Origin of the sequence: Arthrobacter sp. SLBN-122 (assembly GCF_006715165.1) — a bacterium.
Lineage (GTDB): Bacteria > Actinomycetota > Actinomycetes > Actinomycetales > Micrococcaceae > Arthrobacter.
Genome location: NZ_VFMS01000001.1, coordinates 1,780,975 through 1,796,481 on the forward strand (window position 1 = coordinate 1,780,975; position 15,507 = coordinate 1,796,481).

Below are 15,507 nucleotides of genomic sequence, written 5' to 3' on the forward strand. Positions count from 1 at the left end.
CGAATGGAGCATCATGCTGACCGCCGAAGAGACCCAGGACAAGGACCGCCCCCTCCGCGAAACCGTCCGGGACACCCTCCGCACCAGGATTTTCGAAGGACACTACGCTCCCGGCACGCGGCTGGTGGAGCGCGACCTGGCAGCCGAATTCTCCGTTTCCCGGCTGCCGGTCCGCGAGGCCCTGCGCATGCTCCGCCAGGAAGGCCTGATCAGCGACCGCGGCGCACGCGGGGCCGAAGTGAGCAGCCTCAGCCCCAAGGACGTGGAGGACCTCTTCGACGTCCGCCAGTCCCTGGAAGTCCTGGCCTGCCGGCTCGCCGCCAGGCGGGCCACCGCAGAGGATCTCGCCTATTTGAAGGGGCTGCTGGACAACGCGGAGGCCTTCCTGGCCAAGGGAGCGGTCATGGAGGCGCACCGCTCCAACAGCGAATTCCACGACGCCATCACCGCCATCGCGGACAACAACTTCCTCAAATCCGCCCTGGAACCCCTCCAGGGCCGGATGCACTGGCTGTTCCGGCACGTCAGCGACCTGCCCGAACTCATCCGCGAACACCGCGACCTGTACGCCGCCATTGCCAGCGGCGATCCGGACAAGGCAGCCGCCCAATCCGCATCCCACATCGGAAAGTACCGGGACCAGTTCCCGGAGGACTTCCAGAAGACCGAACCAGAATTCCACCGGAAGAGAAAATGAAACTCCTGGTCATCAACCCCAACATCAGCGCCGATGTCACGGCGCTGATTGAATCCGAGGTGCTCCGATCCGCCTCCCCCGGCACCGAACTGCTGGTCCGGACGGCCGGCCACGGCGTGGAATACATCGAGACCCGCTTCGAATCGCTGATCGCCGCCGGCGCCGTGGCGGAGCTCATCGCCGAACACACCCGCCCCGGCGCTGACCCGGTGGATGCCGTGGTGGTGGCAGCCTTTGGCGACCCGGGCATGCCGGCCCTGAAGGAACTGGCGGACGTGCCGGTCATCGGCATCACCGAAGCCGCATTGTGCGCAGCCGCACTGCAGGGCCACCGTTTCTCCATCATTGCCATCTCGGACCGGATCAAGCCCTGGTACCGGGAGTGCGTGGAGCAATTCGGCCTTGCCGGGAGGCTGGCCTCCATCCGTTCCATCAATGACTCCCTGAACAGCATCGCCTCCGTGCAGCAGGACTTCAGGGAAACCCTGCTGGCACTCAGCCGGCAGGCCGTGGCTGAGGACGGCGCCGACGTCGTCATCCTTGCCGGTGCCCCGCTTGCCGGCCTTGCCCGCGAACTCCGGGGGCAGATTCCCGTCCCTGTGGTGGACGGCATCTCCGCCGGCGTCCGGATGGCCGAGGCCGTCGCCGCACTCCAGTCCGGTCCGCACCGGGCCGGCGCCTTCGCCCCGCCCCCGGCCAAGGACCGCAAGGGACTGTCAGGCAACCTGGACGCGGCCCTCGCCGCCCGCCAGGAACATGCCGGCACTCCCCAGCCCACCGCCTAGCCACAGCCCACCAACTTCAGGAGGACACCGATGTCCCGCCAGCCTCAACTCGTTATTGCCAACGCCACCGTGGTGAACAGCCACGGCCGCCAGGAAGCGCACATCGTGGTGCAGGACGGACGGATTGCCCGGCTTGTCGACACCGCCCAGCCCGTGCCCGCGGCGGACAACACCATTGACGCCACAGGCAAGCTGGTGATCCCCGGCGGCGTGGACGGACACTGCCACGTTGCCCAGGTGACCGGGCGCTTCCGCACCCTGGACGACTACCGGACCACCTCCACCGCAGCGCTGTGGGGCGGGACCACCACCATCATCGATTTCGGCATTCCCCGCGACGCCCAGGAAACCCCGCTCGCCGCCGCCCTGCATAAGAAGGAACTCGCCACGCAGTCCCGCTGCGATGTTGCCCTCCACGGTTCCGTGGTCAGCTGGGACGAAACAGTCCCGTGGCAGCTTGAGCAGCTGGCAGCGGAAGGCATCAGGTCGGTGAAGATGTACACCACCAACCGGGGCAGCACCATGGCCGACGGCGACACCATCCTGAAGGTCATGCGGGAGATGGTGCGGCTGGACGGGTTGACATACATCCATGCCGAGCACGATCCGATCATTGCCGACTGCACGGGGCAGCACGCCCAGGATGGCCGGATCGGCATCGAACACCTGCACCGGACCCGGCCGGAGCTGGCCGAGGAGATCTCGGTCAAGGAGACCCTGGCCATGGCCGAATACACGGGCGCCCCGGTCTACTTCGTCCACCAGTCCACCCCCGGCGCCGTGGACCTGGTGAGCCAGGCACGGGACCGCGGGCTGGAGGCGTACTCCGAGACCTGCCCGCATTACGTGACGTTGGACGACTCCGTGTACGGCTCGAGATTCCCCGAGTGGTTCGCGTGCTGCCCGCCCATGCGCAGCGCGGAAACGGTGGCTGCCCTCAAGGAGCGGCTGGTCTCCGGCGCCATCCACACCATGTCCTCCGACCACTCCTGCTACGACCTGTCCCAGAAACGCGAGCGCACCGATGACGTGCGCGCCATGCCCCACGGCTTGCCCGGCGTGGAGACGCGGATGCCGGTCACGTTCACCGCGATGACATCCGCTGGGGCAACCGTGGAGCAGTTCGTGGAGGCCTTCGCCGCCGCGCCTGCACGCATCAACGCCGTGCCCGGCAAAGGCCGCATCGCCGAAGGGTTCGACGCCGACCTGGTACTTTTCGACCCCGCCGGGGAACGCACGGTGGACGGCTCAGCCCTTCACATGGGAACGGACTTCTCACCCTTCGACGGGAAGGCACTCACCGGCTGGCCCGCCGTCGTTGTTTCCAATGGGCAGGTGGTCCTGGACGCGGACGGCTTCCATGACCCCGGGGCCGTGGGCCGCTTCATCAACCGCAACGGCTTCCGGGAGCACCGGTCCGGTGCCCCCGAAGCCTCCCAGCTCACCGCCGCCCTCTAGGAGCCACCATGCCCGCAACCACACGCCCACGCAGGATCGGCATGATCGTGCCGTCCTCCAACACCTGCCTGGAACCCCAGACCTACCGCATCCTGGGCAGCCGCACCGACGTCACCGTGCACTTCACCCGGATCCCCGTCACCCGCATCGCCCTCGACGACTCCTCCGACCGCCAGTTCGACCCGACAGTCATGCAGGAGGCAGCCGGGCTGCTGGCGACGGCCGATGTGGACGTGATTGCCTGGAACGGCACGTCCGGCTCATGGCTGGGCTCGGCGCACGACCGGGACCTGGCGGCCGGGATCACCGGCGCCACCGGCATCCCGGCCACCACCTCCACCCTGGCCTACCTCGAGGCCTTCCGGAGCTTCGGCACGGAGCGGATCGGCTTGTTCACCCCGTACACGGAGGACGTGAACCACCAGGTCATCGCGTCCTACGAGCGCGAAGGCATCAAGACCGTGGACCACCGGGCGCTGGGCCTCAGCGACAACGAGTCCTTCGCCCGGGTCACCGACGACGAAATGCGCCCAGGCTCCCTGGAGCTCGCTGCCGCCGCCCCCGACGCCCTGGTATACCTGTGCACGAACCTTTACGGGGCCAACATCACCGCGGAGATCGAGGACGCCACCGGGGTTCCGGTGCTGGACTCCGTGGCCGTCACCCTCTGGCATGCCCTGAAACTGGCAGGCGCGCCGCTGCTCGAGCCCCGGTGGGGCAGGCTGCTGGCGTAAGGAAGCCTACATGCGCAGGGTCAGGGCACCGGGCTCCATGGTCATGAGCACGTGCTTGCCCTGGCCCTCGTGGTCCCCGTCCAGCTGGTAGTCGTCCTTGTGCTCCAGCGTGATCTCAACGGTCTTGCCCTGGAAGTACTCCACGGCGGTGTCCTTGCCTCGGCCCTTGCCGATGATGCCGGCCAGTACGGAGAACCAGCCCAGCTTGCCGTGGTGCGGCGCCAGGACCGCTACGTCCAGCAGGCCGTCGTCCACCTTGGCGTCCGGGAAGATCTCCAGGCCGCCCTGGACCTTGCCGCAGTTGCCCACCATGACGCTGCGGACGCCGCGGTGCACCACGTCCTTGCCATCGATGACCACGGTGGCCTTGATGGGTTTGCCTTGCAGGTTGCGGATGCCCGCGTCCACATAGGCGAGCCAGCCCACCTTGTGCTTCAGTTCCTGGTTGGTGTCGGCCATGATCGTGGCGTCGTAGCCCACGCCGGCCATGACCAGGAACAGCTGTTCCTCGTCAGGATCGCTGCGGCGGGCCCGGACCACGTCGATCTTCCGTTCGGTGCCCACGAGGGCTCCGGACAGGGCGCCGTCATAGTCGGTCACGTCGATGCCCAGGTTGCGGGCCAGCAGGTTTCCCGTTCCCAGCGGCAGCAGGCCCATCGGGATGTCGCTCCCGGCCAGGACTTCGGCGACGCAGCGCACTGTGCCGTCGCCGCCGGCGGCGATGATAAGGTCCGCCCCCTGCGCCAGTGCTTCCTTCGCCTGCCCGACGCCGGGATCCTCCTCCGTGGTCTCGAACCAGAGGGTCTCGCCCCAGCCATTTTCCTGGCAGTGCTTGGCCATGAGCTCCCGCACGTCGATGTCCACCGTCTTTGCGGGGTTGATGACGACGGCGGCACGTTTCGGTGAAGGGGAATGGTTCTCAGTCATGGCGTCCTCTGATGGCGGATGGAAAGCAAGCTTCTGAAAGAAGGGTAACCCGCGCCTGGTGCCTTTCCATGCCTACAGCGCCTTCACGGCACCCAGCACCTGGGCCAGGGAGTCCTTGGCGTCGCCGAACAGCAGTGACGTCTGCGGCTGGTACAGCAGGTCGTTCTCGATGCCGGCAAACCCGGGGCGCATGGACCGCTTGAGGAACACCACCTGCCGCGCCTCCGCCACCTCCAGGATGGGCATCCCGTAAATCGGCGAGCCGGACGAGGTCTTTGCTGCCGGGTTCACCACATCGTTGGCGCCCACCACCAAGGCCACGTCCGTCGTCTTGAACTCCGGGTTGATCTCGCCCATCTCCTTCAGCGACTCGTACGGGACGTTGGCCTCGGCCAGGAGCACGTTCATGTGGCCCGGCATGCGGCCGGCTACCGGATGGATCGCGAAGTCCACCTCGATGCCGCGGGCCTCCAGGGCCAGTGCCAGTTCGGCGGCCGTGTGCTGGCCCTGGGCCACGGCCAGGCCGTAACCCGGAACGATGATCACCCGCTGGGCGTACCCCAAAAGAACTGCCACGTCCTCTGCCGACGACGAACGGACCGGGCGGTCGCTCACGGCGGTGGACCCCGCCGTCGAACCTCCCCTGAAAGCCCCGAACAGGATGCCCGCCACGCTCCGGCCCATGGCGGCGGCCATGGCACGGGTGAGGATGGTGCCCGACGCCCCCACCAGGGTCCCTGCCACCACCAGCAGCACGTTGCCCAGCACCAGGCCGGACGCCGCGACGGCCAGGCCGGTGAAGGCGTTCAGCAGCGAGATGACGATGGGAACGTCCGCGCCGCCCACGGGCAGCACCAGCAGGACGCCGGCGGCGAGGCCCAGGGCCAGCAGCAGGACCGCAAGGGGCAGCGAACCAGTGACGACCACGGCCACGCCGGCGGCCACCGCGGCGAGCAGGACCGCGGACATCACCACCGGCAGGCCCGGGAACACCACGGGCCGGGTGGTCATCAGTTCCTGCAGCTTGGCGAACGTCAAGCCCGAGCCAGCGAAGGAAACGGCACCCACCAGGAGCGTGAACACGATGGCCACCCGCACCCAGGGATTGTCCGAATGGGCCAGTTCCAGAAGTGCCACCAGGGCAGCCGCGCCACCGCCCACCCCGTTGAAAAGGGCAACCAGTTGCGGCATCTGCGTCATCTTCACGCGCCGGGCCACCGGCGCCGCCACTGCGCTGCCCACGGCGATCGCCGCCAGGATCCAGGGAATGTTGTCCAGCCGGGCGGACAGGAACACCGTGACGACGGCGATCAGCGCCCCGAGTGCGCCCACCAGGTTTCCCCGCCGGGCCGTTCGCGGGGAGCTGAGGCCCCGCAGGGCCAGGATGAAGCAGACCGCCGCGGCGAGGTAGAGCAGGGAGGTCCAGACGGGATCGAGGAGGCTCATTTGCCGCCTCCCTTGGGTTCGACGGCGCGGGCCTTGGCCGTGTCCTTCTTCGCGTGGAACATATGCAGCATCCGGTCCGTCACCACGAACCCGCCCACCAGGTTGGCGGTTGCAAGGACGACGGCGACCAGCGCCACCGCCAGGACCCAGGAGTCTGCTGCCTGGCCGGCCACAATGATGGCACCGACCAGGATGATGCCGTGGATGGCGTTGGCGCCGGACATGAGCGGCGTGTGCAGGGTGCTGGAGACCTTGGACACCACTTCGAAGCCGACGAACACCGCCAGTACCGTGATGGTCAGCAGCGCTGTTCCGTCCATCAGAGCGCCCCTTCCTGCCGGGCCGCGGCCGTGGCGGGCTCTGCGGCGGTACGTGCCCGGGCCGTCAGCAGCTCCGCCGTGGGCTGGTGCCGTACCACGCCGTCGTGGGTGAGGCAGGCGCCGGCCACCACTTCGTCGTCGAAATCCAGGTTCAGGGTGCCGGGGCCGTCATCGGCGCGGACCAGCAGGGCCAGCAGGTTGGCCACGTTCTTGGCGTAGAGGCGGGAGGCGTCCGAGGCCATGGCCGAAGCCGGGTCCTTGAGGCCCACCAGGGTGATGTGCCCGGTTCCGTCGGCGGTGGGGATCGGGATGTCCTGGCCCGGCACCGACCCTTCCACGTTGCCCCCGGATTCCGCGGCGAGGTCGATCACGATGGATCCCGGCCGCATGCCCTGCACCATCTCGCGGGTCACCAAAAGGGGCGCCGGCCGCCCGGGGACTGCCGCCGTCGTAATCAATACGTCCGATTGCGCCACGTGCGGCGCCAGCAACTGCCGCTGCCGGGTGCCGGCGTCGGAGCTCAGCTGCCGGGCGTAGCCGCCGGCCGCCTCCGCCGTCTCGAGGTCCAGGCGGACGAACGTGCCTCCCATTGAGGCGACCTCGTCCGCGGAGGCGGGGCGGATATCGTTGGCGAAAACCCGGGCACCCAGGCGCTTGGCGGTGCCGATGGCCTGAAGTCCAGCCACACCGGCGCCGAGCACCAGGACCCGGGCGGGCGGGACGGTTCCGGCGGCGGTCATGTACAGCGGGAAGAAGCGGGGCAGCCGGATGGCCGCCTCCAGCACGCAGCGGTACCCGGCCACCAGCGCTTGGGAAGTCAGGGCGTCCATGGACTGGGCGCGGGAAATGCGGGGCACCAGTTCCAGGGCAAAGGAGGTCACCCCGCTGTCCGCGAGCGCCTGCACGGCCGGCAGTTCGGACGACGGCGACGCGAGCCCCACGGTAACGGTGCCCCTTTTCAGGGACGCGGCAGTGTGCGGGTCAAGGGGGCGGACGTGGGCGAGGATGTGGAGGGCAGCAATGTCCAGCTCCGGGACGATGGTGGCGCCGGCCTTTTCGTATTCCTGATCAGCATGCCCCGCGGCGTCTCCTGCCCCGGTTTCCACCAGGACCTCCAGCCCCAAACCTGCCAGTTGCCGGACGGTGTCCGGAGTGGCGGAAACACGCCGCTCACCCTCCCGGCGTTCCCGCGGTATGCCCAGTTTCACCCGGTGACTCCCTCTTCCCGACAAGCAGTGCAGCGGCTCTGCTGCACGCAGTTGGCTAGAGTCTAGGGCCACGGCTGCCGGGACGGGAGTGGGGCGGCCCGCTTGGATGGCAAACAGTTATCTCGCGCCGCGTGCCGATCTGCGCAGCGACGGTCCGGTCCGCTGCGCAGGGACAGTCCCTGCGCAGCGGGACCGGAGGCGGCTGCGCAGTGCGGGGTGCCTGCTACCCGCGGGCCGTGAGGTCTGCCGAAATGAGCTTCGCCGTGGCCACGATCTCCTGCGCCACTGATGCCAGGTAGGCGTCCCGGTCCGGCTTCGCATCGACGGACTGGGCCTGCAGGGACACGTTCACCGCGGCCACCACTTTGGATCCGTCGTACACAGGAGCGGCTACGGACATCAGGCCCAGCTCCAGTTCCTGGTCAAGCAGGCACCAACCTTGCGCGCGGACGGTCTCCAGCACAGCCAGCAGGTCCTGGACAGATCCGAGGGCACGCGGTGTCAGCGGTTTGATGTCGGCAGCAGCAAGGTATGCCTTGAGCTCTGCCGGCGGCAGGGACGCGAGCAGCACGCGGCCCATCGAGGTGGCGTAAGCCGGGAAGCGGGTGCCCACCGTAATGCCGATGGTCATGATGCGCCGCGTGGTCACGCGGGCGATGTAGGCGATGTCCGTGCCGTCCAGCACGGCGGCGGAGGTGGACTCCCCCAGTTTGAGGGACAGTTCCTCCAGGTGCGGCTGGGCCAGCTGCGGCAGGGACAGCCCCGAAAGGTACGCGTAGCCCAGCTGGAGGACCTTGGCCGTCAGCGCGAATGTTTTGCCGTCGGTGCGCACATAGCCCAGCTCCACCAGGGTGTGCAGGAACCGTCGTGCGGTGGCCCGGGTCAGGCCGGTGCGGCCTGCCACCTCGGTGAGCGTCATGACCGGACGGTCGGCGTCGAAGGCACGGATCACGGCCAGGCCCCGCGCCAGCGACTGGACGTACTGGTCGCTGGCCTGCGGGGCGGGCTGGGTATCGGTACCTGCGGCGTCGGTCATGGTTACCAATCCTAGGGCTGTCCTCAGGCGGCAGCCTTGAGGGGAACGGGAACGAGTTCCTGGAGCTCCTCGAGGGTGCAGCCGAAGGTTTCACGGACGGTGACGCCGTCGGGGCCGGTGAGGAAGACGCCCTTGTCCGTGTAGATGCGGGTGACGCAGCCGACGCCGGTGATGGGGTAGGTGCAGGACTCGACGATCTTGGAGGCGCCTTCGCGGGTCAGGAGGGTCATCATGACGAACACGTCCTTGGCGCCCGTGGCCAGGTCCATGGCACCGCCGACGGCGGGAATCGCCCCGGGTGCCCCGGTGTGCCAGTTCGCCAGGTCACCGGTGGCGGATACCTGGAAGGCGCCCAGGACACAGATGTCCAGGTGCCCGCCGCGCATGATCGCGAATGAATCGGCATGGTGGAAGTAGGACGCGCCGGGGAGTTCGGTCACGGGGATCTTGCCGGCGTTGATGAGGTCCCCGTCGATCTGGTCCCCAACAGCCACAGGGCCCATGCCGAGCATCCCATTCTCCGTGTGGAGGGTGATGTTCTGTTCGTCGGTGAGGTAGTTGGAGACCAGGGTGGGCTGCCCGATTCCGAGGTTCACGAAGGATCCCGGGGCGATGTCCTTGGCCACCAGCCGGGCCAGGTCGTCGCGGCCGAGTGGGGTGGCGGAGGTCTGGAGGGTTGTTGCGGTGCTCATCTCAGGCCACCTTTCCTGCTGTGTTGGAGGTGCCTTGGCCGCTGCCGGCAACCTTGACGATGCTGTTGACGTAAATGCCGGGGGTGACCACGTTCTCCGGGTCCAGCGCCCCCGTGGGGACGATCTCCGAGACCTGGACGATGGTGTGCCTGGCGGCCGCCGCCATGATGGGCCCGAAGTTCCGGGCGGTCTTGCGGTACACCAGGTTGCCCTTGCCGTCGGCCTTGAGTGCCTTGACCAGGGCGACGTCGGCGTGGATGGGGGTTTCGAAGACTTGCCATTTGCCGTCCAGGAAGCGGGTTTCCTTGCCCTCGGCGAGCATGGTGCCGTAGCCGGTGGGGGTAAAGAACCCGCCGATCCCGGCGCCCGCGGCGCGGATGCGTTCGGCGAGGTTGCCCTGTGGCACCAGTTCCAGCTCGATCTGCCCGGCCTTGTATTTGGCGTCGAAGTGCCAGGAATCGGACTGCCGCGGGAAGGAGCAGATCATCTTCTTCACGCGGCCTTCCTTGATGAGCAGGGCCAGGCCCTGGTCGCCCTGGCCGGCGTTGTTGTTCACCACGGTCAGGTCCGTGGCCCCGCATTCGAGCAGGGCGTCGATCAGTTCGAACGGCTGGCCGGCGTTGCCGAACCCGCCGATCATCACGGTGGAGCCGTCCTTGATGCCGGCCACGGCATCGGCCACGGTGTCTACGAAATTCAGCATCTCTCTCAGCCCTTCACACCAGCAGTTACGTTTTCGAGCACGACGGCCAGGCCTTGGCCGACTCCGATGCAGATCGCCGCGACGCCCCAGCGTTCACCGGAGGCCTGCAGGCTCCTGGCGAGGGTGCCCAGGATCCGGGTCCCGGAAGCGCCCAGCGGGTGGCCCATGGCGATCGCGCCGCCGTGCCGGTTCACGATTGTGGGGTCTATGCCCCAGGCGTTGATGCAGGCCAGGGACTGGGCAGCAAAGGCCTCGTTAAGTTCGACGGCGCCCACCTGGTCCCAGCCGATGCCCGCCTTAGCCAGGGCCTTGTTCGCCGCCTCAACGGGTGCGTAGCCGAAGTACTGCGGATCGTTCGCGTGCGCCCCGCGACCGGCAATGCGGGCCAGCGGGTCCAGCCCCAGCAGCCCGGCGGCAGCTTCGGAACCCATCCAGGCCGCGGAGGCGCCGTCGGACAATGGCGAAGCATTCCCGGCAGTGACTGTGCCGCCCACCTCATCGCCCTCGGGTTCCTTGCGGAACACGGTCTTCAGCGCCGCCAGCTTCTCGGCGGTGGACCCCGGGCGGATGCCCTCGTCCCGCACCAGGTCAGTTCCCGGCACCGGAGCCACGAGACTGTCATAGAACCCTTCGTCCCAGGCGGCCGCGGAGAGGTTATGCGAGTTGGCGGCGAACTCGTCCTGCGCCTGGCGGGTCACGCCGTACTTCTCCCGCAAACGTTCCGTGGCCTCGCCCAGGGAGATGGTCCATTCCTTGGGCATCGCCTTGTTCACCAAGCGCCAGCCCAGCGTGGTGGAGGCCAGCGTCATGTCCCCGGCCGGGTAGGGCTTCTCGGTCTTGGGCAGCACCCACGGGGCACGGGACATGGATTCGGCGCCGCCCACCAGCATCAAATCGGCGTCGCCGGCGTTGATCTGGCGGGAGGCGATGATTGCGGCATCCAGGGACGATCCGCACAGCCGGTTAATGGTGGTGCCCGGGATGGACACCGGGAGTCCTGCCAGCAGCGTGCCCATCCGGGCGATGTTGCGGTTCTCCTCACCGGCGCCGTTGGCGTTGCCGAACACCACCTCGTCAATCCGCTCAACATCAAGGCCGGGGGCACGCTTCACGGACTCCTTGATCACGTGCGCGGCAAGGTCATCCGGACGGACTGCTGCGAGGCCGGAGCCGAACTTGCCGAACGGGGTGCGCACGGCGTCGTACACAAAAGCCTGGTTCATGGGGTTCCTCAAATTCTGTCTGGGATTCCCAACCAGGTAGCAGTTAATGTCGTTTTGGAGCCCCATAACGACATCTGCTGCTACCTAGTTGGGCTGGGGTTCTTCGCTGTGGGTGCTGTCCAGCTCGCGGAAGACCTGCTGTGCCGTCTTGAAGGCGGTATTGGCGGACGGGACGCCGCAGTAGATGGCGGTCTGCAGCAGGATTTCCTTGATCTCGTCCCTGCTGAGGCCGTTCCGGAGGGCGGCGCGGATGTGCATGGCCAGCTCTTCCCAGTGCCCGTGGGCCACCATGGCGGTGATGGTCACGGCGGAGCGCATTTGGCGCGGGAGCCCCGGCCTGGTCCAGATTCCACCCCACGCGATGCGGGTGATCATGTCCTGGAAGTCCTCGGTGAACTCATCCTTGTTGGCGTTCGCCCGGTCCACGTGCGCATCACCCAGGACTTCGCGCCGGACCTTCATGCCGCCGTCGTAAATCTCCTGGCTGGTGGCTCCGGGCTGGACCACCCCGTGCCGTTCGTTGCCGCTCATTTGGCTGCTCCCTGTGATTCGGCCCAGCTGATCAGGCTGCGCATCAGGTCTGCCACGTGTGCCGGTGCCTCGGCGGGTGCCAGATGCGCCATGCCCGCAAGCGTGACCGCGGTGGCGGTCCCGCCCGCTGCGGTGATTCCTGCCGCGACTTCGTCAGCCATTTCCGGTGTGGCCACGCCGTCCAGCGCCCCGGCGATGACCTGGGTGGGGACGCGGATGCTGCCGAGTTCGCTGCGGACATCGAAGGAAGCCAGGGCCTCGCAGCAGAAGGCGTAGCTGAAGCGGTCGGCGTCCCGCAGGGCATGCAGGAGCCGGCTGCTGAACTCGGGTTCCCGGTCCATGAAGCCCGGTGCGAACCAGCGCTGCGCGGAGCCCTGGATCATCACGGGCGTGCCCTGGGTGCGGACGGTTTCGGCGCGCTCCAGCCAGCCCTCCGGCGTGCCGATTTTGGCACCGCTGTTCTGCACGGACAGGCTCTTCAGCCGTTCCCCGTGCTTGATGCCGAGCTGCAGGCCCACCGCGCCGCCCAGGGAGACACCGGCGTAGTGGAATGCCTCACCGGGGGCGATCGAATCGACCAGGTCCACCACGGCGTCCGCGAGGGCCGCGACGTCGAACGTTTCGGTGGCGGCGGGCGAGACACCGTGGCCGGGGAGGTCCCAGGCCACCAGGTCGACGTCAGTGCCGAGCAGGGTGGCCACGCGGTTCCACAGGATGGAGGAGGTGCCCAGTGAGGGGCCCGCCACCAGCAGGGGGTGATCGCCCAGGGGTCGCTGGGGTGACAGCAGCGCTGCTTTGAGGGCCGGTTTAGCCACGGGGAGCTCCGTTCACTTCGGGGGTCGGGGATACAAGGTCGGGGTAGGCCGCCAGGATGCGGCGGGAGATTTCGGCCGCCTGGCCAAGGTAGCTGGCAGGGTCCAGAAGTTCTTCCAGCCGCTGGTCGGGGACGACGGCGGCGGGGACGGCGTCGCGGAGCAGCCTGCGGTAGGTGCCGGCTTGCTCCGCCGGGGGCGCCTGTAGGGTCCGGTCCACCACGTCCTGCAGCTGCTGCTTGCCGTTGCGGCCGTCCTTCCCGTCCAGCAGCGGTGCCACCGCTGCGTTGATGCCCTCAGCCAGCAGCAGCGGGCCGGCAAGATCCAGGTTGCGGCGCATGGCGTCGGGGAAAACCTGCAGCCCTTCGGCCAGTTCGCGGATATGGCCGGCGGCGCCGAGGGTGAGCGCCAGCAGCTGGCGCAGCGCCGGCCACTCGCTGTGCCAGGCGCCGTCCGGGCGTTCGTCATTGAAGGTGGCGGCAGCCAGGTGCAGCTGGGCAGCCAGCCCGGGTGCCTGCAGTGCCGCACTGCGGACCAGGACAGACAGGACGGGGTTTTGCTTCTGCGGCATGGCGGAGGACACCCCGCGTCCGGCGGCGCGCGGCTCGGCCAGCTCGGCCACCTCCGGGCGGCTCAGGAACAGGACGTCCGCGGCGATCTTGCCGAACGCGTCCAGGACCGACGCCAGCGCGTGCCCAAGGGACGTCACGGGCAGGCGGTTGGTGTGCCAGGGAGCCGCTGCGGGGGCCAGGCCCAGCTGGGCTGCCAGGGCATCGGCCAAGATGAAGGGGGTGGCGGAGGAGCCTTCCGTCAGTACGGTTCCGGCCGCGAGTGTTCCGGCGGCCCCGCCGAACTGGACCGGGAACTCCAGGCCTTCCAGCTGCCGGCCGGCGGCGGCCACGCCCTGGAACCACTGCGCAGCCCGCAACCCGAAGGTATAGGGAAGCGAATGCTGGGTCAGGCTCCTGCCCACGCACAGTGTGCCTTCATGTTGGCCGGCCAGGGCGGCCAGCGCCGTCGTGGTGGCTTTCAGATCTGCGAGTACGGCGTGCACGGTGTTGCGTGCCACCAGCATCAGGGCGCTATCCAGCACGTCCTGGCTGGTGAGGGAGGTGTGGACGGCTTTCCCGGCGCCAACCCCGGCGGTATCCAGCGCTGCCACGTTCTTCCGGAGGTCCGCCAGCAGCGGAATCACCGGGTTGCCGCCGCCCTGGGCACGGAGCGCAATATCGGCCAGGTCGTAGCGGCCCGCTTCGGCAGCGGAAACCACGACGGCGGCGGAACCGGCAGGTGCCAGGCCGGCCCCTTGCAGCACGGCTGCCCAGCCGGATTCGACGGCGAGGATTGCCGCCAGCACAGCCCGGTCCCCTGTCAGCGCCGCCACGAGTGGTGACGCTGATACGGGACTGAGCAGGCCGGCGTCGGCCTCTTCCGCAAAGGCGCGCAGGTCTCCGGGGGCGGCGTTGGTCACTGGAAGTCCAGGAAGACCGTCTCGCCCTCACCCTGGAGGCGGATGTCCCAGGTGAGGCCGCCGTCCGGGTCGCGGCGGGCGATCAGCGTCTGGCGGCGTTCCGGATCCAGCAAGCTAAGCAGCGGGTCATTGGCCAGGGCCTCGGTGTCCTCGGGCAGGTAAATGCGGGTGAACAGGCGGTTGGTGAGGCCGCGGGCGAAGAGCGCCACGGAGATGAACGGCGCCGCCCCCGGCTTGGTGGGGCCGGGGTTGACGGTGGTGAAGGTGAAGACGCCGGAGTTGCCCACGGCGCCGCGGCCCCACCCGGTGAAGGTGTAGCCGTCACGGACCAGGGAGCCGGTGCGCTGGACAACCTTGCCCTCGGCGTCCGGCTGCCAGATTTCCAGGATGGCGTCCGGGATGGTGTGGCCGGCGCCGTCGTAAACGGTGCCCTGCAGGCGGATGGAGCCCGGGAAGCCGGGAGGCAGCAGCTCGTTGTCCTTTTCGAACGGAAGCGCGTAGCCGTAGAAGGGGCCTACGGTCTGGCCGGGGGTGGGTACCAGTTTGGTGCTCATCGTCTACTCCTCGTCACCTTCTGCGCCCAGCGCCTCGTTTTCCGTCCAGGTCCGCTTGGGACCGGTCAGGACGATGTCCCAGTTGTACCCCAACGCCCACTCGGGCTCGGTGAGGCTGTGGTCGTACGTGGCCACCAGCCGGTCGCGGGCGTCCTGGTCCACGATGGTCTGGTAGATGGGGTCCAGCGGGAAAAGCTGGTCGCCCGGGAAGTACATCTGGGTGATGATGCGCTGGGTGAACTCGGTGCCGAAGAGCGAGAAGTGGATGTGGGCGGGGCGCCACGCGTTCAGGTGGTTCTTCCACGGGTAGGCGCCCGGCTTGATGGTGGTGAACCGGTAGGAGCCGTCCGGTCCGGTGATGCAGCGGCCGATGCCCGTGAAGTTGGGGTCGATGGGAGCCGGGTGCTGGTCGCGCTTGTGGATGTAGCGGCCGGAGGAATTGGCCTGCCAAATCTCCACGAGCTGGCCCGTTACCGGACGGCCGTCGCCGTCCAGGACCTTGCCGGAAACGATGATCCTCTCACCCAGCGGCTCGCCGTTGTGCTGGATGGTGAGATCCGATTCCAGGGCGTGCACGTCCTGGTGCCCGAACGCCGGCGAGTACAGCTCGATGGTTTCGGGGTCTGCGTGCTGCAGGCTCTTGGTGGGGTGGCGCAGGATGCTGCTGCGGTACGGCGCGTAGTCCAGGCGCGGCTGGGTCTCGGGCTGGCCACCGTCCTTGAGCGCCCGCTGGTAGGCCTCGCCGATGGCGCTGATCTCTGCGCTGAGGTCCGCCTGTGACTCGATGGCCTTGTCCAGGGGCTGGTGGGCAGCCTTCGGTTCAGCCGGGGGCACGAGTTCCTCCGACTCCAGCTCCGCGGTGATGTCTTCCGGCATTGCTGGCTCCTTTCCGGTTGGTTGTTCTCTTAAA

General features: G+C 68.2%; 17 protein-coding genes. 4 read left to right on the forward strand and 13 right to left on the reverse strand.

The window, feature by feature from the left end:
• Positions 1 to 13: 13 nt before the first annotated feature.
• The 4 genes from FBY36_RS08335 to FBY36_RS08350 are packed head-to-tail and all read left to right on the forward strand — an operon-like array spanning position 14 to position 3,674.
• Positions 14 to 697: a GntR family transcriptional regulator gene (locus tag FBY36_RS08335; protein ID WP_142118487.1), complete on the forward strand. Its 684-nt coding sequence runs from the start codon at positions 14 to 16 to the stop codon at positions 695 to 697.
• On the forward strand, positions 694 to 1,482 hold the full coding sequence (locus FBY36_RS08340) for an aspartate/glutamate racemase family protein (protein ID WP_142118489.1): 789 nt from the start codon (positions 694 to 696) through the stop codon (positions 1,480 to 1,482). The genes FBY36_RS08335 and FBY36_RS08340 overlap by 4 nt, the downstream gene beginning before the upstream one ends.
• Positions 1,483 to 1,512: 30 nt before the next feature.
• Positions 1,513 to 2,940, forward strand: a complete 1,428-nt coding sequence (locus tag FBY36_RS08345) for an amidohydrolase family protein (RefSeq protein WP_142118491.1) — start codon at positions 1,513 to 1,515, stop codon at positions 2,938 to 2,940.
• Between the two features lie 8 nt (positions 2,941 to 2,948).
• A complete protein-coding gene (locus tag FBY36_RS08350; RefSeq protein ID WP_142118493.1) occupies positions 2,949 to 3,674 on the forward strand; it encodes a maleate cis-trans isomerase family protein in 726 nt (241 codons plus the stop codon).
• A 6-nt stretch (positions 3,675 to 3,680) separates the two neighbouring features.
• Here FBY36_RS08350 and FBY36_RS08355 read toward each other — a convergent pair whose 3' ends face one another.
• The 13 genes from FBY36_RS08355 to pcaH form a co-directional block, all read right to left on the reverse strand.
• Complete coding sequence (locus FBY36_RS08355) at positions 3,681 to 4,601, reverse strand: diacylglycerol/lipid kinase family protein (RefSeq protein ID WP_142029499.1); 921 nt, start codon at positions 4,599 to 4,601, stop codon at positions 3,681 to 3,683.
• 72 nt (positions 4,602 to 4,673) lie between these two features.
• Positions 4,674 to 6,047 (reverse strand): NAD(P)(+) transhydrogenase (Re/Si-specific) subunit beta, encoded by a 1,374-nt coding sequence (locus tag FBY36_RS08360; RefSeq protein WP_142118495.1) that lies wholly within the window; start codon positions 6,045 to 6,047, stop codon positions 4,674 to 4,676.
• Positions 6,044 to 6,367 (reverse strand): NAD(P) transhydrogenase subunit alpha, encoded by a 324-nt coding sequence (locus tag FBY36_RS08365; protein WP_142118497.1) that lies wholly within the window; start codon positions 6,365 to 6,367, stop codon positions 6,044 to 6,046. Before FBY36_RS08365 ends, FBY36_RS08360 begins: the two co-directional genes overlap by 4 nt.
• Positions 6,367 to 7,575 carry a Re/Si-specific NAD(P)(+) transhydrogenase subunit alpha gene (locus tag FBY36_RS08370; protein WP_142118499.1) on the reverse strand — a complete coding sequence of 403 codons (1,209 nt, stop codon included), beginning with the start codon at positions 7,573 to 7,575 and terminating at the stop codon, positions 6,367 to 6,369. The genes FBY36_RS08365 and FBY36_RS08370 overlap by 1 nt, the downstream gene beginning before the upstream one ends.
• Positions 7,576 to 7,798: 223 nt before the next feature.
• Positions 7,799 to 8,611 (reverse strand): IclR family transcriptional regulator domain-containing protein, encoded by an 813-nt coding sequence (locus FBY36_RS08375; protein WP_142118501.1) that lies wholly within the window; start codon positions 8,609 to 8,611, stop codon positions 7,799 to 7,801.
• 23 nt (positions 8,612 to 8,634) lie between these two features.
• Positions 8,635 to 9,303 carry a 3-oxoacid CoA-transferase subunit B gene (locus FBY36_RS08380; RefSeq protein ID WP_142118503.1) on the reverse strand — a complete coding sequence of 223 codons (669 nt, stop codon included), beginning with the start codon at positions 9,301 to 9,303 and terminating at the stop codon, positions 8,635 to 8,637.
• 1 nt (position 9,304) lies between these two features.
• Entirely contained in the window at positions 9,305 to 10,006 is a 702-nt protein-coding gene (locus FBY36_RS08385; RefSeq protein WP_142118505.1) for a 3-oxoacid CoA-transferase subunit A, read from the reverse strand.
• Between the two features lie 5 nt (positions 10,007 to 10,011).
• On the reverse strand, positions 10,012 to 11,229 hold the full coding sequence (locus FBY36_RS08390) for a thiolase family protein (RefSeq protein ID WP_142118507.1): 1,218 nt from the start codon (positions 11,227 to 11,229) through the stop codon (positions 10,012 to 10,014).
• A gap of 84 nt (positions 11,230 to 11,313) precedes the next feature.
• Positions 11,314 to 11,760, reverse strand: coding sequence for a 4-carboxymuconolactone decarboxylase (gene pcaC / locus FBY36_RS08395; RefSeq protein WP_142118509.1), 447 nt, complete (start codon positions 11,758 to 11,760; stop codon positions 11,314 to 11,316).
• Positions 11,757 to 12,575, reverse strand: a complete 819-nt coding sequence (locus tag FBY36_RS08400; protein ID WP_142118511.1) for an alpha/beta fold hydrolase — start codon at positions 12,573 to 12,575, stop codon at positions 11,757 to 11,759. Before FBY36_RS08400 ends, pcaC begins: the two co-directional genes overlap by 4 nt.
• A complete protein-coding gene (locus FBY36_RS08405; RefSeq protein WP_142118513.1) occupies positions 12,568 to 14,043 on the reverse strand; it encodes a lyase family protein in 1,476 nt (491 codons plus the stop codon). The genes FBY36_RS08400 and FBY36_RS08405 overlap by 8 nt, the downstream gene beginning before the upstream one ends.
• Positions 14,040 to 14,597 carry a protocatechuate 3,4-dioxygenase subunit alpha gene (pcaG, locus tag FBY36_RS08410; RefSeq protein ID WP_142118515.1) on the reverse strand — a complete coding sequence of 186 codons (558 nt, stop codon included), beginning with the start codon at positions 14,595 to 14,597 and terminating at the stop codon, positions 14,040 to 14,042. The genes FBY36_RS08405 and pcaG overlap by 4 nt, the downstream gene beginning before the upstream one ends.
• A 3-nt stretch (positions 14,598 to 14,600) precedes the next feature.
• On the reverse strand, positions 14,601 to 15,473 hold the full coding sequence (pcaH, locus tag FBY36_RS08415) for a protocatechuate 3,4-dioxygenase subunit beta (protein ID WP_142118517.1): 873 nt from the start codon (positions 15,471 to 15,473) through the stop codon (positions 14,601 to 14,603).
• Positions 15,474 to 15,507: the final 34 nt, after the last annotated feature.